Origin of the sequence: Halomonas sp. THAF5a (assembly GCF_009363755.1) — a bacterium.
Lineage (GTDB): Bacteria > Pseudomonadota > Gammaproteobacteria > Pseudomonadales > Halomonadaceae > Halomonas.
In genome coordinates this window covers 3,332,922-3,359,431 of record NZ_CP045417.1, presented here as the reverse complement: position 1 = coordinate 3,359,431, position 26,510 = coordinate 3,332,922, and the positions used below count along the sequence as shown (strand labels likewise).

At 70.4% G+C, this 26,510-nt stretch carries 27 protein-coding genes; 4 read left to right on the top strand and 23 right to left on the bottom strand.

Annotation, left to right across the window (positions count from 1 at the left end):
- Positions 1 to 7: 7 nt before the first annotated feature.
- Entirely contained in the window at positions 8 to 268 is a 261-nt protein-coding gene (locus FIU83_RS15200) for a hypothetical protein (RefSeq protein ID WP_152484827.1), read from the bottom strand.
- A gap of 17 nt (positions 269 to 285) precedes the next feature.
- On the bottom strand, positions 286 to 1,086 hold the full coding sequence (locus FIU83_RS15195; RefSeq protein WP_152484826.1) for a M48 family metallopeptidase: 801 nt from the start codon (positions 1,084 to 1,086) through the stop codon (positions 286 to 288).
- 358 nt (positions 1,087 to 1,444) lie between these two features.
- Between FIU83_RS15195 and FIU83_RS15190 the strand changes: the two genes are divergently transcribed.
- Positions 1,445 to 2,323, top strand: a complete 879-nt coding sequence (locus FIU83_RS15190) for an ATP-binding protein (RefSeq protein WP_152484825.1) — start codon at positions 1,445 to 1,447, stop codon at positions 2,321 to 2,323.
- Between the two features lie 89 nt (positions 2,324 to 2,412).
- Here the strand turns inward: FIU83_RS15190 and FIU83_RS15185 are convergent, their stop codons facing one another.
- The 15 genes from FIU83_RS15185 to trmJ form a co-directional block, all read right to left on the bottom strand.
- A complete protein-coding gene (locus FIU83_RS15185; protein WP_152484824.1) occupies positions 2,413 to 3,033 on the bottom strand; it encodes a hypothetical protein in 621 nt (206 codons plus the stop codon).
- 193 nt (positions 3,034 to 3,226) lie between these two features.
- The gene (gene der / locus FIU83_RS15180) at positions 3,227 to 4,630 is read right to left on the bottom strand and encodes a ribosome biogenesis GTPase Der (protein WP_152484823.1); all 1,404 of its coding nucleotides are present in this window, start codon (positions 4,628 to 4,630) and stop codon (positions 3,227 to 3,229) included.
- Complete coding sequence (gene bamB / locus FIU83_RS15175) at positions 4,627 to 5,775, bottom strand: outer membrane protein assembly factor BamB (protein ID WP_152484822.1); 1,149 nt, start codon at positions 5,773 to 5,775, stop codon at positions 4,627 to 4,629. Before bamB ends, der begins: the two co-directional genes overlap by 4 nt.
- Positions 5,772 to 6,428 carry a tetratricopeptide repeat protein gene (locus FIU83_RS15170; protein WP_152484821.1) on the bottom strand — a complete coding sequence of 219 codons (657 nt, stop codon included), beginning with the start codon at positions 6,426 to 6,428 and terminating at the stop codon, positions 5,772 to 5,774. The genes bamB and FIU83_RS15170 overlap by 4 nt, the downstream gene beginning before the upstream one ends.
- A gap of 28 nt (positions 6,429 to 6,456) precedes the next feature.
- Positions 6,457 to 7,767, bottom strand: coding sequence for a histidine--tRNA ligase (gene hisS / locus FIU83_RS15165; RefSeq protein WP_152484820.1), 1,311 nt, complete (start codon positions 7,765 to 7,767; stop codon positions 6,457 to 6,459).
- A gap of 26 nt (positions 7,768 to 7,793) precedes the next feature.
- The gene (gene ispG / locus FIU83_RS15160; protein ID WP_152484819.1) at positions 7,794 to 8,909 is read right to left on the bottom strand and encodes a flavodoxin-dependent (E)-4-hydroxy-3-methylbut-2-enyl-diphosphate synthase; all 1,116 of its coding nucleotides are present in this window, start codon (positions 8,907 to 8,909) and stop codon (positions 7,794 to 7,796) included.
- A 10-nt stretch (positions 8,910 to 8,919) separates the two neighbouring features.
- Positions 8,920 to 9,939: a RodZ domain-containing protein gene (locus FIU83_RS15155; RefSeq protein WP_152484818.1), complete on the bottom strand. Its 1,020-nt coding sequence runs from the start codon at positions 9,937 to 9,939 to the stop codon at positions 8,920 to 8,922.
- A 30-nt stretch (positions 9,940 to 9,969) separates the two neighbouring features.
- On the bottom strand, positions 9,970 to 10,743 hold the full coding sequence (gene pilW / locus FIU83_RS15150; protein WP_152484817.1) for a type IV pilus biogenesis/stability protein PilW: 774 nt from the start codon (positions 10,741 to 10,743) through the stop codon (positions 9,970 to 9,972).
- Between the two features lie 123 nt (positions 10,744 to 10,866).
- A complete protein-coding gene (gene rlmN / locus FIU83_RS15145; protein WP_152484816.1) occupies positions 10,867 to 11,994 on the bottom strand; it encodes a 23S rRNA (adenine(2503)-C(2))-methyltransferase RlmN in 1,128 nt (375 codons plus the stop codon).
- 62 nt (positions 11,995 to 12,056) lie between these two features.
- Entirely contained in the window at positions 12,057 to 12,482 is a 426-nt protein-coding gene (gene ndk / locus FIU83_RS15140; protein ID WP_108445441.1) for a nucleoside-diphosphate kinase, read from the bottom strand.
- A gap of 272 nt (positions 12,483 to 12,754) precedes the next feature.
- Complete coding sequence (locus FIU83_RS15135; protein WP_152484815.1) at positions 12,755 to 13,081, bottom strand: iron-sulfur cluster assembly accessory protein; 327 nt, start codon at positions 13,079 to 13,081, stop codon at positions 12,755 to 12,757.
- 24 nt (positions 13,082 to 13,105) lie between these two features.
- A complete protein-coding gene (locus FIU83_RS15130; RefSeq protein WP_152484814.1) occupies positions 13,106 to 14,263 on the bottom strand; it encodes an IscS subfamily cysteine desulfurase in 1,158 nt (385 codons plus the stop codon).
- A gap of 43 nt (positions 14,264 to 14,306) precedes the next feature.
- Positions 14,307 to 14,774 carry a Fe-S cluster assembly transcriptional regulator IscR gene (gene iscR / locus FIU83_RS15125; protein WP_152484813.1) on the bottom strand — a complete coding sequence of 156 codons (468 nt, stop codon included), beginning with the start codon at positions 14,772 to 14,774 and terminating at the stop codon, positions 14,307 to 14,309.
- 82 nt (positions 14,775 to 14,856) lie between these two features.
- A complete protein-coding gene (gene cysE, locus FIU83_RS15120) occupies positions 14,857 to 15,738 on the bottom strand; it encodes a serine O-acetyltransferase (RefSeq protein ID WP_152484812.1) in 882 nt (293 codons plus the stop codon).
- A gap of 80 nt (positions 15,739 to 15,818) precedes the next feature.
- On the bottom strand, positions 15,819 to 16,598 hold the full coding sequence (gene trmJ / locus FIU83_RS15115) for a tRNA (cytosine(32)/uridine(32)-2'-O)-methyltransferase TrmJ (RefSeq protein ID WP_152484811.1): 780 nt from the start codon (positions 16,596 to 16,598) through the stop codon (positions 15,819 to 15,821).
- A 145-nt stretch (positions 16,599 to 16,743) separates the two neighbouring features.
- On the opposite strand from trmJ, the gene FIU83_RS15110 reads away from it, so the two are divergent.
- A complete protein-coding gene (locus FIU83_RS15110; RefSeq protein ID WP_152484810.1) occupies positions 16,744 to 17,538 on the top strand; it encodes an inositol monophosphatase family protein in 795 nt (264 codons plus the stop codon).
- A gap of 125 nt (positions 17,539 to 17,663) precedes the next feature.
- On the opposite strand, the gene FIU83_RS15105 is transcribed toward FIU83_RS15110, so the two are convergent.
- Positions 17,664 to 18,551: a LysR family transcriptional regulator gene (locus tag FIU83_RS15105; RefSeq protein WP_152484809.1), complete on the bottom strand. Its 888-nt coding sequence runs from the start codon at positions 18,549 to 18,551 to the stop codon at positions 17,664 to 17,666.
- Between the two features lie 118 nt (positions 18,552 to 18,669).
- On the opposite strand from FIU83_RS15105, the gene trpB reads away from it, so the two are divergent.
- Positions 18,670 to 19,905, top strand: coding sequence for a tryptophan synthase subunit beta (trpB, locus tag FIU83_RS15100; protein ID WP_152484808.1), 1,236 nt, complete (start codon positions 18,670 to 18,672; stop codon positions 19,903 to 19,905).
- A gap of 11 nt (positions 19,906 to 19,916) precedes the next feature.
- On the top strand, positions 19,917 to 20,750 hold the full coding sequence (gene trpA, locus FIU83_RS15095) for a tryptophan synthase subunit alpha (RefSeq protein ID WP_152484807.1): 834 nt from the start codon (positions 19,917 to 19,919) through the stop codon (positions 20,748 to 20,750).
- 90 nt (positions 20,751 to 20,840) lie between these two features.
- Here the strand turns inward: trpA and secF are convergent, their stop codons facing one another.
- The 5 genes from secF to queA all read right to left on the bottom strand — a co-directional run bounded on the left by secF (position 20,841) and on the right by queA (position 26,470).
- Positions 20,841 to 21,764, bottom strand: a complete 924-nt coding sequence (gene secF, locus FIU83_RS15090; protein ID WP_152484806.1) for a protein translocase subunit SecF — start codon at positions 21,762 to 21,764, stop codon at positions 20,841 to 20,843.
- 9 nt (positions 21,765 to 21,773) lie between these two features.
- Complete coding sequence (gene secD, locus FIU83_RS15085; protein ID WP_152484805.1) at positions 21,774 to 23,624, bottom strand: protein translocase subunit SecD; 1,851 nt, start codon at positions 23,622 to 23,624, stop codon at positions 21,774 to 21,776.
- A 158-nt stretch (positions 23,625 to 23,782) separates the two neighbouring features.
- Complete coding sequence (gene yajC, locus FIU83_RS15080) at positions 23,783 to 24,118, bottom strand: preprotein translocase subunit YajC (protein WP_152484804.1); 336 nt, start codon at positions 24,116 to 24,118, stop codon at positions 23,783 to 23,785.
- A 64-nt stretch (positions 24,119 to 24,182) separates the two neighbouring features.
- Positions 24,183 to 25,301 (bottom strand): tRNA guanosine(34) transglycosylase Tgt, encoded by a 1,119-nt coding sequence (gene tgt, locus FIU83_RS15075; protein WP_172976128.1) that lies wholly within the window; start codon positions 25,299 to 25,301, stop codon positions 24,183 to 24,185.
- Positions 25,302 to 25,417: 116 nt separating this feature from the next.
- A complete protein-coding gene (gene queA, locus FIU83_RS15070) occupies positions 25,418 to 26,470 on the bottom strand; it encodes a tRNA preQ1(34) S-adenosylmethionine ribosyltransferase-isomerase QueA (RefSeq protein ID WP_152484802.1) in 1,053 nt (350 codons plus the stop codon).
- Between the last annotated feature and the right edge of the window lie 40 nt (positions 26,471 to 26,510).

Sequence of the window (26,510 nt, the reverse complement as noted above, 5' to 3'; positions counted from 1 at the left end):
GCTCGGCTCAGCGGCGCTTTACGTACAGCCCCACCATGCACATCGCCATGCCGGCCACCGAGAGCAGCATGCCGCCGTTGACCAGCCAGGGATGGCGGTCGACCCAGGGCACGAAGGGCTGGGCACTCTCGCGGCAGACGCCGGCGCGATAGTCCCAGTGCCCCTCCTGGAGCAGCACGCAGTCCCGCACGTCTCCCAGTTCGACGAAATAGACCCCCATCAGCACCAGGATGGGCAGTACCAGCAGCAGCAGTCCGATCTTCAGCATGGCAATCGTGCGTTCCTTCAGGGGCGTGGGCAGTTGGGGGTGCGGCCGGCCCGGCGGGCCTGCTCGTAGCGCGCCATGGCCTCGTCCAGGCCCGCTTCCAGGCCGCCGATGCGCTGGCCGTGGCTCGGGTGGGTGGAGAGCCAGGCCGGCGGCCGGGCGCCGCCCGCCGCACTCATGTTGTTCCACAGCGCGACGCTCTCCCGCGGGTCGAAGCCGGCGTCGGCCATCAGGGTCAGGCCCAGGGCGTCGGCCTCGCTCTCGTGGGAGCGCGAGAAGGGCAGCAGGATGCCGTACTGGGCGCCCATGCCCAGCGCCGCCATCATGGTCTCGCCGCCGGCGCCCTGCAGGCCGGCCGCCGAGGAGATGGCCGACAGGCCGATCTGGGTGGCGGTCTCGGTGGAGGCGCGCTCGTTGGCGTGGCGGGCCAGCACGTGGGCGATCTCGTGGCCGATCACGGTGGCGAGCTGGTCCTGGTTGCGCGCCACGTCGAGCAGGCCGGTGTTGATGCCCACGTAGCCGCCGGGCAGCGCGAAGGCATTGGCCTGCTCCGAGGCGAAGACCTTGACCTGCCAGTTCTGATTGCGCGACTGGGGCGGGAGGGCACGCACCACGGCGTCGGTGACGCACTGCACGTAGCGCAGCGGGGCGCCGCCGACCGTCGGCAGCTCCTGCTGGTACTGGGCGAAGGCCTGGGCGCCCATCTGGTCGAGCTGCTCGTCGGAGAGCAGCGTGAGCTGGGAGCGGCCGGTGGGCGAGGTGGTGCAGGCGGCAAGCCCCAGGCTCAGGGCGCCGATAGCGAGGCAGTGAATCCAGCGCATGGGGAGAATTCCTTGATGAGCGGTGACATCCAGTCAGGTAAGACGCTGGACGGCGATCGGAGTTCGCCACAAGATACCCGGAACGCTCAGAAGATCAACCACAGCAACGGTGCGCCCGGCGGCATGAGGCTTACCCGGCGACAGGTCGGCGAGGGGGCGCTGTGAACCCCTCCCTGGGCGCTACCGACGCCCTGCGTCGCGTTAGCGTCCTGCTCCGCTTGCAGGGCCGGTGCTGGCCATCCCTGGCCAGCCCGTTCGGAGGGATCCTCCTCACCCCTGGCGTAGCCCCCCCCCTTCGACCTGTCCCCGGCGCCTCATGCGATGCGTGCCCATCATCGACATGGACAAGGAGAGGATCATGGACCCCGAGCTCTCGCGTCGCCTGCTCACGCTGCTCGACCACGTCGAGCCCTGGCTGCCGCCGCCCCCCCAGGAGGTCGACTGGACCCGGGACGTCGCCGCGCTCTGGCAGCGCCATGCGCTGGGCGGGCGGCTGCTGCCGGTGCCGCCGCGGGACGCCCTGGGGCTCGACGACCTGCTCGGCATCGAGCGCCAGAAGCTGGCGCTGGTCGACAACACCCGGGCCTTCCTGCAGGGGCTGCCGGCCAACCACGCCCTGCTGTGGGGCTCCCGGGGCAGCGGCAAGTCGTCGCTGATCCGTGCCCTGCTCAACGGGCTGGCCGCCGAGGGGCTGCGCCTGGTGCAGGTCGACCGCCATGACCTCGCGGCGCTGCCGACGCTGGTGGAGCTGCTGCGCCGTGAGCCCCAGCGCTTCGTGGTCTACTGCGACGATCTCTCCTTCGAGGGCCACGACGACGCCTACAAGGCGCTCAAGAGCGTGCTCGACGGCGCCCTGACCGGGCCGCCGCCCAACGTGCTGCTCTACGCCACCTCCAACCGCCGTCACCTGCTGCCGGAGTCGATGGGCGACAACGACGCCTCCCGCCTGGTGGGCGACGAGCTTCATCACGGCGACGCCGTCGAGGAGCGGATCTCGCTCTCCGACCGCTTCGGGCTGTGGCTCGGCTTCCACCCCTTCAACCAGGACGTCTACCTGGAGGCCTGCTGCCACTGGGTGACCCAGCTGGGCGGCCGCGAGGACTGGAACGCCGAGGCCAGGGCCGAGGCGATCCGCTTCGCCACCCTGCGCGGCGGGCGCAGCGGCCGGGGCGCCTGGCAGTTCGCCACCCACTGGGTGGGCCGGCGGCGCCTGCACGAAAAGTCAGATAAGACTTGAGCAAATCCCGGCAGCGGGACTGACTCGGCGACAGGCCCGACGACTTCCCTGCGACCTGTCCCCGGCGCCCCGCCGGTGCTCTGGCGACGTTACCCTTTTGGAATCAGCGAGCCGTCCTCGCCCACGCCCAGGCGCACGGTGGGGGTGAGCAGACCGGCGGGCAGGGTCATGCCGAGCCCGCTCAGGTCGCCCGGGGTGATGGCGAGCTCGCTGCCGGCGGGCAGCTCGCCCTGGCGGGCCAGCTGGCGCGCCAGGTCCACCATCGGCGCCAGGCGCTCCCGGTCGCCGCCCAGCAGGTCGAAGGCCACCGGCAGTCGCAGCTTGGCATCCTGGCCCGAGGTGAGGGTGACCGACTCCTCGTAGTCGCCGCTCACCGGCTCTACCCCGGGCATGTCCAGGCGCCAGCGAAAGCCCGACATCTCCACCGGCGGCATGCCGACCGGCAGGCCCAGGCCCATGGCCAGGGTCGCCTGCACGGGCAGGCTGCCGGCGCCGAGGCCGGAGGCGATCAGCGAGGTCAGGTCGCCGGTGTCGAGGCGCGCATCCACGGCGAGCGGGCCGATGCGGACCTCCTCCACGCCCAGCGAGGTCACCGCCAGGCGGAAGGCGAACAGGCCGGTCTGGGGGAGCGCCAGGCAGCCGCCCAGCAGGGCGGTCAGACAGAGCGGGGCGAGCAGGCGCCAGCGGCGCGCGAGGGAGCGAAGACGCATCGGGGATCCTCCGGAAAGCGGTGCTGCAGCGCAGCGTGGAGGCGTATTTCAGGGCCAGCGGCCCGCCGCGTCAAGGCGTCGGCGCCCCTCCTTGTGCCTCTCGCAAGCGGGCCTGTCGGCCCCAAACGACACCGCCCGGCCCGTCAGCGATGACGGGCCGGGCGGCGGTGGGAGTGGAGGACGACGCGAGGGCTCAGCGGCGGCTCTTGCGCGCCTCCTTGGTGCGACCCAGTTCCCGCTTCTTGGCCTTCTCCCGGTCGCTGGCCCCCGCCATGTTGTCGTAGGGGTTGTCACCGGAGAGGAACTCGAAGCGCATCGGCGTGCCGCGCACCTTGAGCACCTTGCGGAAGGTGTTGGTCAGGTAGCGCTTGTAGGCCTCGGGCAGCGAGCTCGTCTGGTTGCCGTGCACCACGACGATCGGCGGGTTGCTGCCGCCCTGGTGGGCCATGCGCAGCTTGATCCGCCGGCCGCGCACCATGGGCGGCTGGTGCGCCTCGGTGGCGTCCTGGAGGATGGTGGTCAGCCGGTTGGTGGACCAGTGGGCGTTGGCCGAGGCGAAGGCGCGCTCGATGGAGGGGTAGAGGTCGCCCACGCCGGTGCCGTGCAGCGCCGAGATGAAGTGCAGGTCGGCGTAGTCGGCGAAGCCCAGGCGGCGCTTGATCTCGGCGCGCATCTTCTCCTTGGCCTCGCTCTCCAGGCCGTCCCACTTGTTGACCGCGAGCACCAGGGCGCGGCCGCTGGTCAGCACGTAGTCGAGCAGATGCAGGTCCTGCTCCACCAGCCCCGAGCGGGCATCGAGCACCATGATGGCGACGTGGCACTCCTTGATCGCCTCCAGGGTCTTGATGATCGAGAACTTCTCGGCCACCTCGCGGACGTTCTTGCGCCGTCGCACCCCGGCGGTATCCACCAGCACGTAGGGCTTGCCACGGCGCTCGAAGGGGATCTCGATGGCGTCGCGGGTGGTGCCGGCCTCGTCGAAGACCACCACCCGCTCCTCGCCGAGCAGGCGGTTGACCAGGGTCGACTTGCCGACGTTGGGGCGGCCGATCACGCCGATGCGGATGCCCTTGGTGCCGGTGTCGGCGGGGATGCTCTCGTCGCGGGCCGGGAAGGGCGAGAGCACCTCCTCGATCAGCGTGGTGACGTTGCGGCCGTGGGCGGCGGCGATGGCGTGGGGATCGCCCAGGCCGAGCTGCCAGAAGTCGGCCATGGCGCTGTGCTCTTCCAGGCCGTCGACCTTGTTGACCACCAGCCAGGTCTTCTTCTGGTTGACCCGCAGGTGGTTGGCGATGGCCTCGTCGGCGACGTTGAGGCCGGCGCGGGCGTCGACCAGGAACAGCACGATGTCCGCCTCGTCGATGGCGGCCAGCGACTGCTCGGCCATGGCCGCGTCGATGCCCTCCTCGTCACCGCTGATGCCGCCGGTGTCGATCACCGTGTAGGCCTTGTCGCCGAGCATGCCGTTGCCGTACTTGCGGTCGCGGGTCAGGCCTGGGAAATCCGCCACCAGGGCGTCCCGGGAGCGGGTCAGGCGGTTGAAGAGGGTCGACTTGCCGACGTTGGGACGGCCAACCAGGGCGATCACCGGGGTCATGGGCGAAGCTCCAGGGCGTCCAGGGTGCCGTCGTCGGCCAGCGCATAGACGCGACGACGATCGGTGAGCGGCGGCACGCTGAGGCCCGAGCCGTCGATGCGGGTGCGACCGACGAGCTCGCCCTCGCGGGCGTCGAGCAGGTGCAGGTAGCCCTCGGCATCGCCCACCACCAGGTGGTCGGTGGCGAAGGCCGGTGCGGTGAGGGAGCGACCCTCGAGGGCCTCGTTGCGCCACAGCTCGTTGCCGGTGCCGGCATCCACGGCGATGACGTGGCTGGCCTCGTCGATCACGAACAGGAAGTTGCCGACCAGGATCGGGGTCAGGTAGCTGGAGAGCTCCCGGGCCCAGAGCATCTCGCCGGAGCGGGCGTCCAGCGCGGCCAGGCGGCCGTTGTAGCTGGTCACGAACAGGCGGCCGTCCTGGGTCAGGACCGGCTGGCCGGCCAGGTCGACCAGGCGGTCGATCTCGCTCTGTCCGCGGGGCACGGCGATGCGGCGATCCCAGAGCGGCTCGCCGCTGCGGTTGTCCAGGGTGACCAGACGGCCGTTGGCGAAGCCGGCGAAGGTGACCGGATCGATCACCGTCGGCGTGCCGGTCCCGCGCAGGCTCAGCGAGGGGCGGGGGCCGCTGTAGACCCAGCGCTCGGCGCCGCTGTCGCGCTCCAGGGCGGTGACGCGGCCGTCGACGGCCTGCACCACGAGCAGGTCGCGGCTGGCCTGGGGCGCGGCGAGCACCTCGCTGGTGACCCGCGCACGCCACTGGATGCTGCCGTCGGCCTGGTCGAGGGCGAGCACCTCGCCGTTGCGGGTGGCCAGGAAGAGGCGTTCGGCCACGGCGGTCAGGCCGCTGGAGACCGGGGTGTCGAGCTCGACCTCCCAGCGGGTCTCGCCGGTGTCGGCGTCCAGGGCCTCGACCAGGCCGCGGGCGTCGGCGGCGAACAGGGTATCGCCGTCCTGGGCGGGCGCCACCGGGTAGCCGGCGTCACCCAGCCCCTTGCCGACGCGCTCGCTCCACAGGGTGTCCAGCTCGGTGGTGGTCGCGATGTCGGTGAGCTCGCGAGGGGCGTACTCGGGCTCGGGGGTAGAGGCGCAGCCGGCCAGCACGGCCAGGGCCGCGCCGGCGGCGATCAGCAGGGGGGATCTCATAGGATGGCCTCCTCGGTGCCGAGGTCATCCAGCTTGAGCTGGACGCCGTAGAGCGGTTGATCGTGCTGCTCGGCGAGGGAGAGGGCCTCCTGCCAGGCCTGGCGCGCCTGGTCGACGCGGCCCAGGGCGTGGTGCGCGTCGCCGACCACTTCGGCGCGCTGCGCCGCCAGGGCCTCGGGGATGCCCTCCAGGGTGGTCAGGGCGGTCTCGGCCTCGCCCTCGACGAGCTGCAGGCGGGCCAGGCGCAGGCGCGCCAGCCCCTCGAGATAGCCGCGCTCGCTCTGCTCGATCACCGCCGCCAGGGCGGCGCGGGCGCGGGCGCGGTCGTCCGCCTCGACGGCCAGGCGGGCGTCGAGCAGGCGGGCCAGGTCGGCGTAGAGGGTGGTGCCGTGCTCGTCGGTGATCTCGGTCACCAGCTCCTCGGCGCGACGCCGGGCGTCGTCGCCCAGATCGTCGCGGCCGGTGAGGTCGACCAGCTGCTGGTAGCGCAGCGAGGCGGCCTCGCCCTGGCTCGCCTGGTAGTCCTGCCAGGCGTTCCAGCCGAACACGCCGGCCGCCGCGATGGCGGCGCCGGCGATCAGCGAGGTGCCGTTCTCCTTCCACCAGCGCTTGATGGCCTCAAGCTGTTCTTCCTCGGTTCTCAGCTCCGCCACGGGCGGTCTCCTTTGATGCGGGTGTCCGTCAGGCGAGCGTTTCGCCGTTCAGCAGGGATGTCAGGGTGTCGACGAGCTCGGCCCGGGGCAGGCGCTGCTGTTCGCGCTCCTCGCGCAGGAACTTCAGGGTCACGCTGCCCTCGGCCAGCTCGTCCTCGCCGAGCAGCAGGGCCAGGCGGGCGCCGCTCTTGTCGGCCTTCTTCATGCGGCTCTTGAAGCTGCCGCCGCCGCAGTGCAGCTGGACGCGCAGCTCGGGCAGCGCCTCGCGCAGGCGCTCGCCGAGCAGCAGGGCTTGGCCGGTGGCCGCGTCGTCCATGGGCAGCAGGTAGACGTCCAGCGCGCCGCGGGCCTCGGCGGGCACGAGTTCGAGGGTCTCGAGCAGCAGGATCAGCCGCTCGATGCCCATGGCGAAGCCCACCGCCGGGGTCGGCTTGCCGCCGAGCTGCTCGACCAGGCCGTCGTAGCGGCCGCCGGCGCAGACCGTGCCCTGGCTGCCGAGCGCCGTGGTGGTCCACTCGAAGACGGTGCGGCCATAGTAGTCCAGGCCGCGCACCAGCCGCGGGTTGATCACGTAGTCGATGCCGGCGGCGTCGAGCATCGCGCAGAGCCGCTCGAAGTGCTCGCGGGAGGCCTCGTCGAGGTGGTCCATGAGCTTCGGGGCGCCCTCGATGAGCTCGGCCATCGCCGGGTTCTTGGAGTCGAGGATGCGCATGGGGTTGCTGGTTAAGCGACGCGTCGAGTCCTCGTCCAGCGCCTCGGCGTGCTGCTCGAAGTAGGCCACCAGCAGGTCGCGGTAGGCGGCGCGGGCCTCCAAGGAGCCCAGGGAATTGAGCTCCAGGGTGACGTGCCGGTCGAGGCCGAGCTGCTGCCAGAGGCGCGCCGAGAGCAGGATCACCTCGGCGTCGATGTCTGGCCCCTCGAGGCCGAAGGTCTCCACGCCGATCTGGTGGAACTGGCGATAGCGGCCCTTCTGGGGACGCTCGTGGCGGAACATCGGCCCCTGGTACCACAGCCGCTGGGTCTGGTTGTGCAGCAGGCCGTGCTCCATGGCGGCACGCACGCAGCTCGCCGTGCCCTCGGGGCGCAGCGTCAGGCTGTCGCCGTTGCGGTCGTCGAAGGTGTACATCTCCTTCTCGACGATGTCGGTGACCTCGCCGATGGAGCGCTTGAACAGCGCGGTCTGCTCGACGACCGGGGTGCGGATCTCGTCGTAGCCGTAGCGGCCCATCAACGCGCGCACCTGGCCCTCGAAATACTGCCAGAGCGGGGACTGCTCGGGCAGCAGGTCGTTCATGCCACGGATGGCCTGGATCTTCTTGCTGGTGTCGGACTTGCTCACTGCTTGCTCCTTGTGGGGGCGCCGGCTCAGGCGTCCCGGGCGATCACGTCCTGCTCGGCCTGCTGCTTCTCGCGCACCTTGTCGCGGATCAGCCGCTCCAGGTCGTCCACCAGGTGGTCGTTGCGCAGCTTGCTGGCCGGCTTGCCGTCGAGGTAGACGAGGTTGGCGGGGCTGCCGCCGGTCAGCCCGACGTCGGTCTCCTTGGCCTCCCCGGGGCCGTTGACCACGCAGCCGATCACCGAGACGTCCAGCGGGGTCATGACGTCCTCGAGGCGCTCCTCGAGGGCGTTCATGGTGCCGATGACGTCGAAGTTCTGGCGCGAGCAGCTGGGGCAGGCGATGAAGTTGATGCCCTTGGACCGCAGCTTGAGGCTCTTGAGCATGTCGAAGCCGACCTTGATCTCCTCGACCGGGTCGGCGGCCAGCGAGACACGGATGGTGTCGCCGATGCCGTCCATCAGCAGCATGCCGAGGCCGATGGAGGACTTGACGGTGCCCGAGCGCAGCCCGCCCGCCTCGGTGATGCCGAGGTGCAGCGGCTGCTCGATGCGGGTGGCGAGGTCGCGGTAGGCGGCCACGGCCATGAAGACGTCGGAGGCCTTGACGCTGACCTTGAAGTCCGGGAAGTCCAGGCGGTCGAGGTGGTCGATATGGCGCATCGCCGACTCGACCAGCGCCGCGGGGGTCGGCTCGCCGTACTTCTTCTGCAGGTCCTTCTCCAGGGAGCCTGCGTTGACGCCGATGCGGATCGGGATGCCGTTGTCGCGGGCGGCGTCGACGACGGCGCGCACGCGCTCCTCGCGGCCGATGTTGCCGGGGTTGATGCGCAGGCAGTCGACGCCGAGCTCGGCGACGCGCAGGGCTATCTTGTAGTCGAAGTGGATGTCGGCGACCAGGGGCACCTCGACCTCGCGCTTGATGCGCCCGAAGGCCTCGGCGGCGTCCATGTCGGGCACGCTGACGCGCACGATGTCGGCGCCGGCGGCCTCGAGCTGGCGGATCTGGGCCACGGTGGCGGCCACGTCCAGGGTGTCGGTGTTGGTCATGCTCTGGACGGAGATGGGAGCGTCGCCCCCGACCGGCACCTTGCCGACGTGGATCTGGCGCGACTTGCGACGAACGATGGGGGATTGTGCGTGCATGATGACGGAATCATTCTCCCAGGGTGAAGCGGGCGACGTTGTTGGCGCCGGCCCGGGCCGTGAGGTCGACGGGCTCGCCGCCCCAGTTGAGCTCGACGCCGGTGGCGTTGCCCACGGTCAGGCGAAACGGCGGGGTGCCCTCGACGCGTGCGGAGGTGCCGGGCTGCTGGAGGCCGACGAAGATGCGCTGGTTGTCGGCATCGAAGATCTCGGTCCAGGACTGCTCGTTGAAGGTCAGCTCCAGCACGCCGCGATCGACGGCCTCGCTCGCCGCTTCTGCCTCGGGCTCGCCTGCCGCGGCGTCGGTCTCGGCCGTCGGGGCCTCGTCGGCGTCGGCGGTCTGCGTCGCGCTCTCGGCGGTGGCCGCGGCGGCGTCAGCGACGGCCGGTTCGGCCTCGCCCTCGGCGGGCGCCTGGGCGTCGTCGGCCGCGGTGGCGGCCTGCCCCTCGTCGCTGGTCTCGTCGACCAGGCCAAGCGCCGCTTCCCCCTCGGGCAGCGGCGGCAGGTCGTCGGCCTCGGCGCCGGGCTCCTCGGTGATGGTGGTGCTGCCGTCGAGGCTGTCCACCGCCACCGGGCCGCTGTCGCCGGGGGTGGGCGGCTGGCTGCCGCCGCGGCTCTGCCACCACATCAGGGTCAGGCCGATCATCCCGGCGATCACCAGCAGGGTGACCAGGCGGAACAGCCAGGTGCCGAGCCGCGAGGGCGGCTTGTTGACCACGTGCACCGGGGTGACCCTGCTCTCCTGCTCCTCGCTGCCGAAGTGGGTGCGGTAGGCGTCGAGGATCGCGCGGTCGTCGAGGCCCAGCAGCTGGGCGTAGCTGCGCAGGTAGCCGCGGCGATAGGCGGCAACGGGGACCTCCTCGTAGTGGTCGTTCTCCAGCCCCTCGATCACCGCCGGACGCAGGTTGAGGGCGTCGGCCACCTCGTCGCGGTCGAGCCCCTGGGACTCGCGCTCGCGACGCAGCAGTTCGCCGGGCGAGGCCAGGCGGGGCGAGGTCTCGGCGGCGGCGTCGTTATGAATGTCGCTCATGTCTGAGCATCCTTCGTCAGAAAACGGTGGTCAGGGCCCGGCACGCGTGCCCTCCAGCCAGGGCCCGGCACGCGTGCCCTCCAGCTGATCGGTATAGAAGTCGGCGCTCGCCGTGTCCCCGCGCTGACGGGCGAGATCGCGGGCCAGGCGCAGGGCCTCGGCCTGGGGGCCGGCCAGGCGCATGTAGCGCTCCAGCTGCCGCTCGGCACGCTCGAGGTTGCCCTCGGCGGCCTCGAGCTCGGCCAGCAGCAGGTAGCTGCGCGCACCCCGCGGGTCGATGGCCTGGGCGCGGGCGAGGCTCTGGCGCGCGGCGGTGACCTCGCCCATCTCGAGGCGGCACTGACCGAGGTTGGCGAACAGCTGCCCGCGATTGGCGTACTGGGTGTCCTCGGAGGCGCGCTCGAGCTGCTCGCAGGCCTCCGCGATGCGGCCCCGATCATACAGGAAGGCGGCGTAGTTGTTGCGCGTGCGGGTCAACGTCGGGTCGGCCTCGATGGCGCGGCGGAACATCTCGCCGGCCAGCGCCCCCTCGCCCTGGCGCTGGTGGACCATGGCCATGGCCTGCAGCGCCTCGGCGTCGTCGGGATCGATCTCGAGTGCCCGGTCGAGGGCATTGAGGGCGCGGGGCAGGTTGTCGCGCTCGAGGTAGGCCACGCCGAGGCGGGTGTAGGCCGCGGCGGCCCCGCTGCCGTCGTCCACGGGCAGGTTGGCCTGGGTGGCGCAGCCGGACAGCCAGAGCGTGCCCAGCAGCATGAGGGCGGCGGGGAGCTGCCGAAGGCCGGTCATGCTCGGGCAAGGGGTCATGGCATCCTCTCCAGATAGGCACGCAACCAGGAGCCGCGAGGGGCGTGCGACACGCGGCCGACGGTGAAAAAAGGCCCGTCCATCAAAGCGCCGAGACCGGTTGAAGTCAAGGCGCCCCCCCGCTCAGTCGGCGTCGATCTGGATCGACTGGATATAGCGCGCGTGACGCTTGGTGCGATCCTTGACGCGGCCCACCAGCTGGCCGCAGGCGGCATCGATGTCGTCGCCGCGGGTGGAGCGGATCGGGGCCGTATAGCCCAGCTCATAGAGCCACTGCTGGAAGCGCATCACCTGGTTGCGCGACGGCTTCTCGTAGCCCGAGTGCGGGAAGGGGTTGAACGGGATCAGGTTGATCTTGCACGGCAGCTCCTCGAGCAGCTCGGCGAGCTGGCGGGCGTGCTCCTGCTGGTCGTTGACGTCCTTGATCACCGTGTACTCGATGGTCACCTGGCGCGTGTCGTGGCACTTGGCCAGGTAGCGCTGGCAGGCATCGAGCAGACTGCGGATGTTGTACTTGCGGTTGAGCGGCACCAGCTCGTTGCGCAGCTCGTCGTTGGCGGCGTGCAGCGAGACGGCGAGGCTCACGTCGAGCTCGTCGCCGAGCCTGTCGAGCATCGGCACCACCCCGGAGGTGGAGAGCGTGACGCGGCGCTTGGAGAGGCCGTAACCGTCGTCGTCGAGCATCAGCTTCATGGCCGGCACGACGTTGTCGTAGTTCAGCAGCGGCTCGCCCATGCCCATCATCACCACGTTGGTGACGGGGCGGTTGGTGGTGTCGCGCCGCGGCCCCACGCTGCGCTGGGCCACCCACACCTGGCCGATGATCTCGGCGGCGGTGAGGTTGCGCTGGAAGCCCTGCTTGCCGGTGGAGCAGAAGCTGCAGTCCAGCGAGCAGCCGACCTGGGACGAGACGCACAGGGTGCGCCGCTTGCCGTTGTCGGCGGGGATCAGCACCGTCTCCACGTAGCTGCCGTCTTCCACTTCGAGCACCCACTTGCGGGTGCCGTCGCTCGACGAGCCCTCGTAGACCACGCCCGGGCCGCGAATCTCGGCGACCTCGGCCAGGCGGGTACGCAGCGCCTTGGAGAGGTTGGTCATGGCCGCGAAGTCGTCGCAGCCCTCGATGTGGATCCACTTCATCACCTGGGCGGCACGGAACTTCTTCTCGCCGATGGAGAGGAAGAAGGCTTCCATCTCCTCGCGCGTCATGCCGAGCAGGTTGGTGAGTCGGGGAGCAGTGGTGGCGGTCATGGTGGTCAGCGCGTCGGTGGGGCAGGGGGCGGGGGTGGGAACACCCCCGCGGACAGGCCGGATCAGCGTGCGCAGATCTCGTCGGCCTCGAAGAAGTAGGCGATCTCGCGCTCGGCGGATTCCGGGGAGTCGGAGCCGTGCACGGCGTTGGCGTCGATGGTCTCGGCGAAGTCGGCGCGGATGGTGCCGGCGGCCGCTTCCTTCGGGTTGGTGGCGCCCATCAGGTCACGGTTCTTGGCGATGGCGTCCTCGCCCTCGAGCACCTGCACGATCACCGGGCCGGAGGTCATGAAGCCGACCAGGTCCTTGAAGAAGGGGCGCTCCTTGTGCTCGGCGTAGAAGCCACCGGCCTTCTCCTCGGAGAGCTGCATCATCTTGGCGGCCACGATCTTCAGGCCGCCCTTCTCGAAACGGCTCTCGATCTCGCCGATCACGTTCTTGGCAACGGCGTCGGGCTTGATGATGGACAGGGTGCGCTGGTTAGCCATGGGGCATGTCTCCGATTGGATGTGGGCTAGCCGCGGGTCGGGCTAGCGCAGGATGGATGCTGTGATCGTCGTGTGCCGGGGTCGTCTCGCGACCGTGGCGCCTGTCGACGAGGGATAGCGCCGCGCCGCCCGGGGCTCCGCGGCGGGAGCATCGGACGGCGCGGCGAATCGGGTTAGAGCGGCCGGCGTTCCGGCGTGCGGCGCGGTTCGCCGTCGGGCCGGGGAGTATAACGCCCCGAGCCGACGTTGAACAATCGTGCAGGCGCCGTCGGTCAGACGGTGAAGCTCTCGCCGCAGCCGCACTCGTCCTTGACGTTGGGGTTGTTGAAGCGGAAGAAGCGGTTGAGCCCCTCGGTGACGTAGTCGACCTCGCTGCCGTCGAGCATCTCCAGCGCCTCGGGGGCGACGAAGACGGTCACGCCGTGCTCCTCGAAGCTCACGTCGTCGTTGGCGGCCTCGTCGGCGAAGTCGAGCACGTAGCTGTAGCCGGAGCAGCCGCTGGGCTTGACCGAGACCCGCAGGCCCAGGCCGTGGCCGCGCTCGTCGAGTACCCGGCGGATCTGCTCGGCGGCGGACGTGGTGATCGAAAGATGCGCCATGGTCTCTCTCCTGATCGGGATGGGTCAGACCGCCCGGCGACGCAGCCCCGTGAGGGCGTGTCGCAGGGCGTCCAGGGTGCGGTCGATGTCGGCCTCGGTGGTGAAGCGGCCGAAGCTGAAGCGCAGCGAGGCCAGCGCCAGGTCGCGCGGCACGCCGATGCCCTTCAGCACGTAGGAGGGTTCGACGCTGGCCGAGTTGCAGGCCGAGCCGGTGGAGAGCGCGATATCACGCAGCGTCATCAGCAGCGACTCGCCGTCCACGCCCTCGAAGGCCAGGTTGAGGATGTTCGGGACCGAGGCCTCGACCGCGGTATTGCGATGGATGCCGTCGAGGTCGGCGAGGCCCGCCAGCAGGCGGTCGCGCAGCGCTTCGATGCGGGCCTGGTCGGCCTCCCCCTCGGCGGCGGCGAGGGCGAAGGCCTCGCCCATGCCGACGATCTGGTGGGTCGGCAGGGTGCCGGAGCGCATGCCGCGCTCGTGGCCGCCGCCGTGGATCAGCGCCTCGAGGCGCAGGTCCGGGTCGCGCTTCACGTAGAGGGCACCGATGCCCTTGGGCCCGTAGGCCTTGTGGCCCGAGAGCGACATCAGGTCGATGCCGAGCCGCGCCACGTCGAGCGGGAGTCGCCCCACCGCCTGGGCGGCATCGACGTGGAAGATCGCCCCGCCGGCGTGGACCACCTCGGCGAGCGCCGCCAGGTCGTGGATGACGCCGAGCTCGTTGTTCACCGCCATCAGCGAGACCAGCACGGTGTCCTCGCGCATCGCCTCGGCGAGCCGTTCCGGCGAGATGCGCCCGTCGCGTGACGGGGCGAGCCAGGTCACCTCGAAGCCCTCCTCCTCCAGCGCCTTGGCGGTGTCGATCACCGCCTTGTGCTCGATGGTGGAGGTGATCAGGTGGCGGCCCCGGGCGCGGTTGGCGCGCATGACGCCAGTGAGCGCCAGGTTGTCGGCCTCGGTGGCGCCGCTGGTCCAGACGATCTCGCGGGGATCGGCGCCGATCAGGTCGGCGACCTGGCGCCGCGCGCTCTCCACCGCCTGCTCCGCCTGCCAGCCCAGCATATGGCTGCGCGAGGCGGGATTGGCGAAGATGCCGTCCATCGTGAGGTAGCGGCTCATGGCCTCCGCGACCCGCGGGTCGACCGGGGTGGTGGCGGCATAATCGAGGTAGACGTGTGCGCTCATGGGCTCGCAGTCGGTTCCGGAGTGGGGTGGCAGGGGCGGCGGCTCAGAGGGTCGAGGCCAGGATGCCGTCGTCGCGGCGGCCGCGCTGGCGGCTGGCGATCTCGAGGATCTCCTCGCGCCCGGCCAGCTGTCCCAGGGTGACCTGCTCGAGGAAGTCGTGAATGTGCTCGGAGAGCTCGCACCACAGGTGGTGGGTCAGGCAGGTATCGCCCTGCTGGCAGTCCGAGAGGCCGCCGCAGCGGGTCGAGTCCACCGATTCGTTGACGGCCTGGATGACCCGGGCCACGGTGATCTCGTTCGGCGCCATGGCCAGCAGGTAGCCGCCGCCCGGGCCGCGCACGCTGCCGACCAGCCCCGCACGGCGCAGCCGCGCGAACAGCTGCTCCAGGTAGGAGAGCGAGATCTCCTGGCGCTTGGAGATGTCGGCGAGGCTGATGGGGCCGGACTCGGCGTTCATCGCCAGGTCGAGCATGGCGGTGACGGCGTAGCGTCCCTTGGTGGTCAGGCGCATGAGGAGCTCACCTCGGCACCGACGCGCGGGTCGGCAGTCAATGTACGTGATCGGCCATTATGATAAAGGCCGAGTATCATGGTCAACCATTGTGCCGGCGAGGGGGCGCCTGGTGGTCAGGCGTGTCTTGCGCCTCCTGCTGCGCCGCGCGCGAAGCGGCGTCCGCGCCCTGGATCGGCGGGCAGCCCTCGTCGAGGATGTCGGCGAAGTCCTCGTCGCGCAGCTCCGGCAGGCGACCGTCGCGGTAGCTGGCGTCGACCTTGCGCAGGGTGGTGCACATGCGCTCGATGCGCTCGTCCACGGCGTGCATGTGATCGAGCATCGCCTGGATCGAGCGGGCCACCGGGTCGGGCATGTCCTGGCTGACCCCGTAGGCGTCGAAGCCGAACTTGCGGCGCATCGCCTCGCGGCGCTCGGGGTCCACCGCGATCGCCTCGGGGTCGTCGGGCTCGCTGCGCTGGACCACCTTGCCCGGGATCCCGACCACGGTGGCGCCGGCCGGCACCTCCTTGGTGACCACCGCGTTGGAGCCGATCTTGGCGCCGGTGCCGACGGTGAAGGGGCCGAGGATCTTGGCCCCGGCGCCGACGATCACGCCGTCGCCCAGGGTCGGGTGGCGCTTGCCCTTGTTCCAGCTGGTGCCACCCAGGGTCACGCCCTGGTAGAGGGTGACGTCGTCGCCCACCTCGGCGGTCTCGCCGATCACCACGCCCATGCCGTGGTCGATGAAGAAGCGGCGGCCAATGGTGGCGCCGGGGTGGATCTCGATGCCGGTCAGCAGGCGCGCCAGCTGCGACAGGGTGCGCGCCAGCCACTTCAGGTTCCTGCGCCACAGCCAGTGACTCATCCGGTGCGCCAGCAGGGCGTGCAGTCCCGGGTAGTTGGTCAGCACTTCCAGGAAGTTACGGGCCGCCGGGTCGCGGGCGAATACGCTGTTGATGTCCTCGCGCAGACGTTGAAGCATGCAGCGGTCCTTGGGTGGCGTGGCGAACGGGGAGTCGCTTCATAGTGGGGGCGCGCCGCGCCGGCTTCAAGGCGCGGGGCTCATCGCCCCCGGGCCTCATCGTCCGGAGAGCCCTCGCCTGGCCGGCGCTCGGTCTGCTGCTCGGTGGCGGTGAGGATGCCGCGCAGTATGTTGAGCTCCATGCGCTCGGGGCGTGCGCGCAGGGTGAAGCGGCGCAGCCGGGCCATCAGCTGTCGCGGCATGGCCGGGTCGTGGAAGCCGATGCCGATCAGGGTGCGCTCGAGGTGCTCGAAGTAGCGCTCGAGCTCCTCGTGGCTGGCCAGCGGCTGGGTCGGGGCCGCTTCGTCCGTCGCCGCCGCCTGCTGGCCGAGCCAGGCCTGGCGGCACTCGTAGGCGAGCACCTGCACCGCGGCGGCCAGGTTCAGGGAGCTGAAGTCGGGGTTGGTGGGGATATGCACGTGGGCGTGGCAGCGCTGCAGCTCGGCGTTGGTCAGGCCGCTGTCCTCGCGGCCGAAGACCAGCGCCACCCGGGCCGCCGGGTCGGCGAGCTCCTGGGGCAGACGCTCGCCCAGCGCCCGGGGGGTGATCATCGGCCAGGGCAGGGTGCGCGAGCGGGCGCTGGCGCCGACAACCAGGGTGCAGTCGCCCACCGCCTCCTCGAGGGTCGCGACCGTGCGCGCGGCGTGGACGATATGGTCGGCGCCCGAGGCGCGGGAGACGGTGTCGGCGGTGAGCGGCTCGCAGCGCGGCGCCACCAGGGCCAGGTCGGCCAGGCCCATGTTGTGCATGGCGCGGGCGGTGCCGCCGATGTTGCCGGGGTGGCTGGTGCCGATCAGGACGGTGCGGATGCGCTCGAGCATGGTGGGGCCTGTGGATCCTGGATGAAACGGGGAGCGGCGATTCTAGCATGTCGGCCGCCCGCCACGAATGGCGCACCCGGGACGCTTCTGCTAGGATTCGCGCCCGATCCGTTCTTTAACACCACCGACTCCCCAAGGCCCGATCATGCATCCGATGGTCCAATTCGCCCTGCGTGCCGCACGCAGTGCCGGCGAACAATTCCTGCGTATCCGCGAGCGAATCGAGAACTCCCACCAGGAGCCCAGCCTCGACCGCCTGCTCGAGGACGCCGCCCGCAACGCCGAGACGCTGATCGTTCGTCAGCTCGCCCGCGGCTATCCCCAGCACGGCGTCCAGGGGCGCTTCACCCCGCATCGCCCCGGCGAGGGCGAAGGCGCCGACACCCTCTGGAAGATCGAACCCTTTCACGGCTACTCCGACCTGACCGTTGCCGCTCCCGGCTTCGCCCTGTCGGTGGTGTGCCTGGTCAAGGGCCGCCCGGAGCATGCGGTGGTGATCTGCCCCTTCAGCGACGACGAATACCTGGCCAGCCGCGGCCGCGGTGCCCAGCTCAACGGCAAGCGCATCCGCGTGACCAAGCGCACCGCCGTGGCCGGCACCCGCGTCGCCATGGGGCTGCCCGAGACCTGGCTGCGCCCGCGCCTGCTGCCCGCCTACCTGACCCTGGTCCAGCAGCTCGGCCCGCAGATCGAGCAGCAGCGCGCCTCCGGCAGCGGCCTGCTCGACCTGGCCGACCTGGCCGCCGGTCGTGCGGATGCCGCCTTCGTGCTGGGCCTCGAGGAGCAGGACCTGCACGTCGGCTCGCTGCTGCTCAAGGAGAGCGGCGCGCTGATGGGCACCCCCGACGGCCAGCCCAGCGTCGAGGTCGAAGGCCCCCTCATGGCCGCCGGCCCGCGCCTCTACAAGGCCCTGGTGCAGCAGCTCAAGCCGCACTTCTGAGCCCCGGCGCCCGACCGCCTCGGCGAATGACGAGACGCCCCCACGGCCCCGCCGTGGGGGCGTCTTGCGTCGTGGGAAGGGCAAGCCGGCATGGCGTTCCCGGTCGCTTTGGTGGTGTCGAGGCGTCAGGTCGGGGAGCGCCCGAGTTCCCGCTTCAGCCACTCGGCGAGCCGCGCGATGTCGCGCCGCGGGGCGCCCGACGGCAGCCACAGCCCGAGCCGGGCGGGGGTCTCGATGAAGCCCCAGGGCGCGACCAGTCGCCCGGTGCGCAGGTCCTCCTCCACCAGGTAGGAGGGCGCGATGGCCACCCCCAGGCCCACCAGCGCCGCCTCGAGCATGTAGTGGAGGTGCTCGAAGGCCTGGTCGTGGCGCATCGTCGCGGAGTCCAGCCCCTTGGCCGCGAACCACTGCGACCAGGCCTGGGGCCGCGACTGGGTATGCAGCATGGGCAGTCTCGTCAGGTCGGCGGCGGCGGGGTCGGGGATATCGAGCCTGTCCGGCGCCAGTACCGGCCCCATGCGCTCCGGCGCCAGCTCGATCACCCGCACGTCATCGGGCCAGGGCGGCTCGGCGAAGCGCAGCACGGCGTCCACCTCGGTGCCGAGCCGGCCGGCCACCTCCTCATCGGCGGTCAGGTGCAGGTTCAGCTCCGGGCACTGGGCCTTCAGCCGATCCAGCCGGGGGATGAACCAGCGGGCCAGGAAGCTGCCCGGGCAGCCGAGCACCAGCGGCGCCTGTGAGGCGCGCCGGCGCAGCTGGGTGCAGGCCTGGCCGAGTCGCTCGAAGGCCTGTGAGGTCGAGGCACGCAAGAGCTCGCCCTCCTGGGTCAGCGCCAGGCCGCGGCCCTGGCGCCGGAACAGCGTCACGCCGAGCTGTTCCTCGAGCTGCTTGAGCTGGCGACTGACCGCCCCGTGGGTGACGTGGAGCGCCTCGGCGGCGCGGGTGACGCTCAGCGTGCGGGCCGTCTCGTCGAAGGCGCGCAGGGCATTCAGCGAGGGCAGTCGATCACTCAAGGCGGGCTCCTGACATGTCAGCTTTTCTCACAGATTAGCGAGCAATGATCGCTTATCACAGGGGGCGGCGCGATATATCGTGGTGGCCATTCCCCACTGACCGTCAGGAGTCGTCACCATGGGTCTGCCGCACCCCACCGCCGAATTCGCCCCCGATGCCGATGGCTTCTTCGGCCGCTTCGGTGGCCGCTTCGTCGCCGAAACCCTGATGCCGCTGATCCTCGAGCTGCAGGAAGCCTACGCGTCGGCCAGGCAGGATCCCGCGTTTAACGCCGAGCTGGACGCACTTCGCCGCGACTACATCGGTCGCGAGAGCCCGCTCTACCTCGCCGAGCGGCTGACCGAGGCGCTCGGCGGCGCGCGGATCTATCTCAAGCGCGAGGACCTGATGCATACCGGCGCGCACAAGATCAACAACTGCATCGGCCAGGTGCTGCTGGCCCGGCGCATGGGCAAGCAGCGCATCATCGCCGAGACCGGCGCCGGCATGCACGGCGTGGCCACCGCCACCGTGGCGGCCCGCTTCGGCATGGAATGCATCATCTACATGGGCAGCACCGACATCGACCGCCAGCAGCCCAACGTGCAGCGCATGAAGCTCTTGGGCGCCAGGGTGATCCCGGTGACCAGCGGCACCGGCACCCTGAAGGATGCGATGAACGACGCCCTGCGCGACTGGGTGACCAACGTCGCGGACACCTTCTACATCATCGGCACCGTGGCCGGCCCGCACCCGTATCCGGCCATGGTGCGCGACTTCCAGTCCGTGATCGGCCAGGAGGCGCGCGAGCAGCTGGCCGAGAAGGAGGGCCGGCTGCCCGATTCGCTGGTGGCCTGCATCGGCGGCGGCTCCAACGCCATGGGCCTGTTCCATCCCTTCCTCGAGGACGAGGACGTGCGCCTGATCGGCGTGGAAGCCGCCGGCGAGGGCCTGGAGACCGGCAAGCACGCGGCCAGCCTGCAGGGCGGCAGCCCCGGCGTGCTGCACGGCAACCGCACCTTCCTGCTGCAGTCCGCCGAGGGCCAGATCACCGACGCGCACTCGATCTCGGCGGGCCTGGACTACCCGGGCATCGGCCCCGAGCACGCCTGGCTGCATGAGGTCGGCCGCGCCGAGTACGTTGCCGTGACCGACGACGAGGCGCTCGACGCCTTCAAGACCCTGTGCCGCCTGGAAGGCATCATCCCGGCGCTGGAGTCGTCCCACGCCATCGCCCACGCGATCAAGCTGGCGCCGACGCTGCCCGAGGACCACGTCATGGTGCTGAACCTGAGCGGGCGCGGCGACAAGGACATGACCACCGTCACCGAACGCCTGGCCGACGAACTGGCCGCCGACGCCCCGGCAGAATGAGGAGAGCGAAGATGACCCCACGCCACGACCGCATCGCGCGCCGCTTCGACGAGCTCAAGACAGCCGACCGTGCCGGCCTCGTCACCTTCATCAGCGCCGGCGATCCCGACTACGCCACCAGCCTCGAGACCCTGCTGGCGCTGCCCGAGGCGGGCGCCGACGTGATCGAACTGGGCATGCCTTTCACCGACCCGATGGCGGACGGCCCCTCCATCCAGGCCTCCACGCTGCGCGCCCTGGAGGGCGGGCAGACCATGGCCAGGACGCTCGACATGGTGCGCGCCCTGCGCGAGCGCGACGACGCCACCCCGGTGGTGCTGATGGGCTACTACAACCCGATCTACTGCCGGGGCGTCGAGGCCTTCCTCAGTGAGGCCGCCGAGGCCGGCGTCGACGGGCTGATCGTGGTCGACCTGCCGCCGGAGCACGACGCCGAGCTGTGCCTGCCGGCCCAGGCCCACGGCCTCGACTTCATCCGCCTGGCGACCCCGACCACCGATGCCGAGCGCCTGCCGCTGGTGCTCGAGAACACCTCGGGCTTCCTCTACTACGTCTCCAGCACCGGCGTGACCGGCGCCGCCGCGCCGTCCGCCGAGCGCGTGGCCCAGGAGGTCGAGGCCATCCGCGCGCACACCGCGCTGCCGATCGGCGTCGGCTTCGGCATCCGCACCCCCGAGCAGGCCGGGCGCATCGCCCGCTTCGCCGACGCGGTGGTGGTCGGCTCGGCGCTGACCGACACCGTGGCCGAGGCCGAGAGCCCCGCCGAGGCCGCCCGCGGCGTGCTCGCGCTGACCCGTGAACTCTCCGCGGCCGTGCGCCGCGCCCGGGAGACGGCCGAGGCCTGAGTCTCGTCCCGGCCCGCTCTTCCCGGGGCGCCGCCACGAAAAAAGCCACCCCGAGGGGTGGCTTTTTGGTGGGCGCGAGGCGGCCGGCCGTCAGGGCAGCTCCTCGGCCTCCGGGTCTTCCTTCTTGGTCGGGATCAGATCCTCGCGGCTGAGCTTCAGCGGCAGCAGCAGGGCCGCGGAGACGTAGATCGACGAGAAGGTGCCCACCACCACGCCGATGATCAGCGCCACCGCGAAGTTGTGGATCATGTCCCCGCCCAGGGTCACCAGCGCCAGCAGCACCAGCAGGGTGGTGCCGGAGGTCGCCAGGGTGCGCGACAGGGTCTGGTTGATGGACTCGTTGAAGATCGCCGGCATGTCGTCGATGCGCGACTTGCGGATGTTCTCGCGGATGCGGTCGTAGACCACGATGGTGTCGTTGAGCGAGTAGCCGATCACGGCGAGCACCGCCGCCAGCACCGTGAGATCGAACTCGAAGCCGAACAGCGCGAAGGCGCCGACCACGATGATCACGTCATGCATCAGCGCCAGCAGGGCGCCCACGGCGAACTTGTACTGGAAGCGCGCCGCGACGTAGAGCATCACGATGCCCAGCGCCACCAGCATGCCCATGCCGCTCTGGTCGCGCAGCTGGTCGCCCACCTGGGCCCCGACGAACTCGGCGCGCACCAGCGAGACGTCGTGGCCGGCCTCCTGCAGCAGCGCGACGATCTGGTCGCCGACGCCGGCCTCGAAGGCCTGCTGGAGGCGGATCAGCACCTCGGTGGAGGCGCCGAAGGTCTGCACCGAGACGTCCTGAAAGCCGGTGGCCTCCAGGGTCTGGCGCACCGTTTCCAGGGCCGGTGCGGAGGCGAAGCGCACCTCGACCAGAGTGCCGCCGGTGAAGTCGAGGCCCAGGTTGAGGCCCATGGCCACCATCGCGACCACCGAGGCCAGCAGCATCGCCACCGAGAGCGCGAAGGCGCCCCGGCGCTTGCCCATGAAGTCGAACTGTCGTTGGGTCAGGGATTTCATAGGCACCTCTTAAATCCAGAGCGTCTTGATGGGCTTGCCGCCGTAGCACAGGTTGACCATGGCACGGGTCACCATCAGGGCGGTGAACAGCGAGGTCAGGATGCCCAGCGAGAGCGTCACGGCGAAGCCCTTGACCGGCCCGGTGCCGATCGAGAACAAGATCAGCGCCACCAGCAGGGTGGTGATGTTGGCGTCGACGATCGAGGTGAAGGCGCGCTCGTAGCCGGCGTGGATCGCCTGCTGCACCGAGAGCCCGCCGCGCAGCTCCTCGCGGATGCGCTCGAAGATCAGCACGTTGGCATCCACCGCCATGCCCAGGGTCAGCACGATGCCGGCGATGCCGGGCAGCGTCAGGGTGGCCCCGAGCAGCGACATGGCGGCCACCAGCAGGGTCAGATTGAGCGCCAGGGCGACGTTGGCGAAGACCCCGAAGACCTTGTAGCGCGCCAGCATGAAGAGCACCACCAGCAGCAGGCCGATCTGCACCGAGAGCACGCCGCGCTCGATGTTCTCGGCGCCGAGGCTCGGCCCGATGGTGCGCTCCTGGGCGAAGTAGATCGGCGCGGCGAGCGAGCCCGAGCGCAGCAGCAGGGCGAGCTCCGCCGCCTCGGTGGGCGAGTCGAGCCCGGTGATGCGGAAGCTGTTGCCCAGCGCGCTCTGGATGGTGGCCAGGCTGATGATGCCGCGCTCGGTGTAGGGGGTGCGCTCGACCACCTCCTCGCCGTCGACCATGCGGGTGGTCTCGCGGGTCTTGTGCTCGATGAACAGCACCGCCATGTTGCGGCCGATGTTGGTACGGGTGGCGCGGTTCATCAGCGTGCCGCCGGTGCCGTCGAGGTCGATGTTGACCTGCGGGCGGCCGTTCTCGTCGAAGCTGTGGTTGGCGTTGGAGACGCTGTCGCCGGTGATGATGACATCGCGCATCAGGTCGGCGCGGCGCCCCTCGGCGTTGCGGAAGTCGAAGGACTCGGTCTCGCTCTCCGGGGTGTCCGGGCGCGCCTCGAGGCGGAACTCGAGGTTGGCGGTGGCACCGACGATGCGCTTGGCGGCCACGGTATCCTGCACGCCGGGCAGCTCCACCACGATGCGGTCCGGCCCCTGGCGCTGCACCAGCGGCTCGGCCACGCCCAGCTCGTTCACCCGGTTGCGCAGGGTGGTGAGGTTCTGGTTGATGGCGTAGTCCTGGAGCTCGTCCACGGCCTGGTCGGTCATGGTCATCACCAGCCGCGCGCCGCGATCATCGCCCTCGCTCTGGTAGGTGAACTCGGGAAACTCGCGGCTGAACAGGCTGCGCGCCTCGTCACGATCCTCGGCGTTGGCGAAGGCCATGGAGACGGTGCGGCCGTCGATCTGGGTGTCGCGGTAGCGGATCCGCTCCTCGCGCAGCTGCTCGCGCATGGCGCTGGCGTTGACCTCGAGGCGCTGCTCCAGGGCGGCGTCCATGTCGACCTCGAGCAGGAAGTGCACGCCGCCGCGCAGGTCGAGGCCCAGGGTCATGGGCGAGGCGGAGAGCGACTGCAGCCATTCGGGGGTCGATTCGGCCAGGTTCAGCGCCACCACGTAGTCGCTGCCGAGCATCTCGGCGATGCGGTCGCGGGCCTGGATCTGGTCGTCGGCGTTGTCGAGGCGGATCAGCACGCGGTTGGCGTCGCGCTCGGCCTCGAGGATCTCGATGCCGGCCGCGTCGAGGTCGTCACGGATGCGCTCGAGCTGGCGCTCATCGAGGGTGGTGTCGCCCCGTTCGCTGCTGATCTGGACTGCCGGATCCTCGGGAAAGAGGTTGGGGAGGGAGTAGATCAGGCCGGCGAGGAGGACGATGAGTATCAGCAGATACTTCCACAGGGGGTAACGGTTGAGCATGGGGCCCTGTCCTCAGGTTACGGACGTTGGAGGCTGACAAGGCGGACCAGGCGGGCAATGGAGGAGGGAGCCGGTCGCGCGGCTCCTGCCGCACCGGCCGCAGGGCGGTCCCCGCCGCGGCCGAGGCTGGCCGGCGACGGGGACGAAGGGCGCCCGGGTCAGATGGACTTGATGGTGCCCTTGGGCAGGACGGCGGCCACGGCATTCTTCTGCACGTTGACCTCGGTGCCCTCGGCGATTTCCATGCTCAGGAACTCGCTGTCGTCGCTCACCTTGGTGATGCGGCCCAGCATGCCGCCGCCGATGACGATCTCGTCACCCTTGGAGAGGTTGCTGATCAGCTGCTTGTGCTGCTTGGCGCGCTTGGCCTGGGGGCGCCACAGCAGGAAGTAGAAGATGGCCACGAAGCCGACCAGCATGACGATCTGGGCGATACCGCCACCGGGGGCGGCCGCGTCCTGGGCCATGGCCGGGGAAATGAAGAAGTCCAGCATGTATGACGATCTCCTGGGGGATGAAAGCGGGTGTCGATGTCCGGCCCGGCGGGCCGGACACGGGTCAATTCGGTGCGGGAGGAACCGGCAGGCCGCGCTGCGTATAGAAGCCTTCCACGAAGTTCGCCAATGTACCCGCTTCGATGGCACCGCGCAAACCGGCCATCAGGCGCTGATAGTGGCGCAGGTTGTGGATGGTATTGAGCATCGAGCCGAGCATTTCGCCGCAGCGATCGAGGTGGTGGAGATAGCTGCGCGAGAAGTGCTGGCAGGTGTAGCAGTCGCAGCCCTCCTCAAGCGGTCGAGTGTCGTGGCGGTGCTTGGCGTTGCGGATCTTGACCGTGCCCTCGGCGGTGAAGAGGTGGCCGTTGCGCGCGTTGCGGGTCGGCATCACGCAGTCGAACATGTCGACGCCGCGGCGCACGCCCTCCACCAGGTCCTCGGGCTTTCCGACGCCCATCAGGTAACGCGGCTTGTCGGCCGGCATCCATTCGGGCAGGTAGTCGAGCACCTTGATCATCTCCTCCTTGGGCTCGCCCACCGAGAGGCCGCCGATGGCGTAGCCGTCGAAGCCGATCTTCTCGAGACCCTCGAGCGAGGCCTCGCGCAGCTTGGGGTACATGCCGCCCTGGATGATGCCGAACAGCGCCGAGGGCGAGTCGCCGTGGGCGTCGCGGGAGCGCTGCGCCCAGCGCAGCGACATCTCCATCGACTTCCTGGCCTCGTCCATGGTGGCCGGGTAGGGGGTGCACTCGTCGAAGATCATGACGATGTCCGAGCCCAGCGAGCGCTGCACGGCCATCGACTCCTCGGGGCCCATGAAGACCTTGGCGCCGTCCACCGGCGAGCGGAAGTGTACCCCCTGCTCGGTGATCTTGCGCATGGCGCCCAGCGAGAAGACCTGAAAGCCGCCGGAGTCGGTGAGGATCGGCTTGTCCCACTGGGCGAAGTCGTGGAGGTCGCCGTGGCCCTCGATCACCTCGGTGCCGGGGCGCAGCCAGAGGTGGAAGGTGTTGCCAAGGATGATCTCGGCGCCGATCTCCTTGACCGACTCGGGCGTCATGCCCTTGACGGTGCCGTAGGTGCCTACCGGCATGAAGGCCGGGGTCTCCACGGTGCCCCGGGGGAAACTCAAGCGGCCGCGCCGGGCCCGGCCGTCGCTGGCCAGGCGCTCGAAGGTCATGAAGCTTTCTTTACGCATGGATATCTCGCTGTGCCTCGAAGGGGCCCTGCGCCGACGGCGGCCGGGGCCCGGGTGTCAGGGCCCCCGAAGGAGGTTGTCGAAAGGGCGCGGGCGGTTCAGCGCGCGCGCTCCAGGAACATTGCGTCGCCGTAGCTGAAGAAGGCGTAGCGCTCGGCCACCGCCTCTCGATAGGCCGCCATTGTCGTGTCGTAGCCCGCGAAGGACGAGACCAGCATCAGCAGGGTCGACTCCGGCAGGTGGAAATTGGTCACCAGGGCGTCGACCACCCGCCACTCGTAGCCGGGGTAGATGAAGATATCGGTCTCGCCGCGGTAGGGGGCGATCTCGCCTCCCTGTTGACGATCAGCGCCGCTCTTCAGGCACGCCGATTCCAGGCAGCGCACGCTGGTGGTGCCCACCGCGATCACCCGGCGGCCCGCAGCGCGGGCGCGGCGCACCTGCTCGCAGGCGGTCTCGTCCACCTCGATCCACTCGCTGTGCATCTGGTGCTCGCGGATGTCGTCGGCGCGCACCGGCTGGAAGGTGCCGGCGCCGACGTGCAGGGTGACGTAGGCGCTCTCCACGCCCTTCGCGGCCAGGGCCTCGAGCAGCGGCTCGTCGAAGTGCAGCCCGGCGGTGGGGGCGGCCACCGCGCCGTCGCGGCGCGCGTAGACGGTCTGGTAGCGCTCGCGGTCGGCCAGCTCGTCCTCGCGGGTGATGTAGGGCGGCAGCGGCATGTGGCCGTGGGCCTCGAGCAGCGTGATCAGCGGCGTCTCGCCGAGGAAGCGCAGCTCGTAGAGCGCGTCCCGGCGCCCCTCGACCACGGCGCGGATGTCGCCCTCGAAGACGATCTCGGTGCCGGGCTTCGGCGACTTGCTCGAGCGCAGGTGCGCCAGGCCCCGGTGGGCGTCCAGCGGACGCTCGAGCAGCATCTCCACCTTGCCGCCGCTGGCCTTGTGGCCGTGCAGGCGGGCGGGAATCACCCGGGTGTCGTTGAAGACCAGCAGGTCTCCTGGCTCGAGCAGCTCGACCAGGTCGGGGAAGCGGCGGTGCGCAAGCCTGCCGCTCGCGCCATCGACGCACAGCAGGCGGCAGTCGCTGCGCTGTTCGGAGGGGTAGCGCGCGATCAGCGCCTCGGGGAGCTCGTAGTGGAAGTCGGCACGCTGCATGAGACGTTTCGGTCCGGAAGAGGGGCGTCGTGGGCGGCTC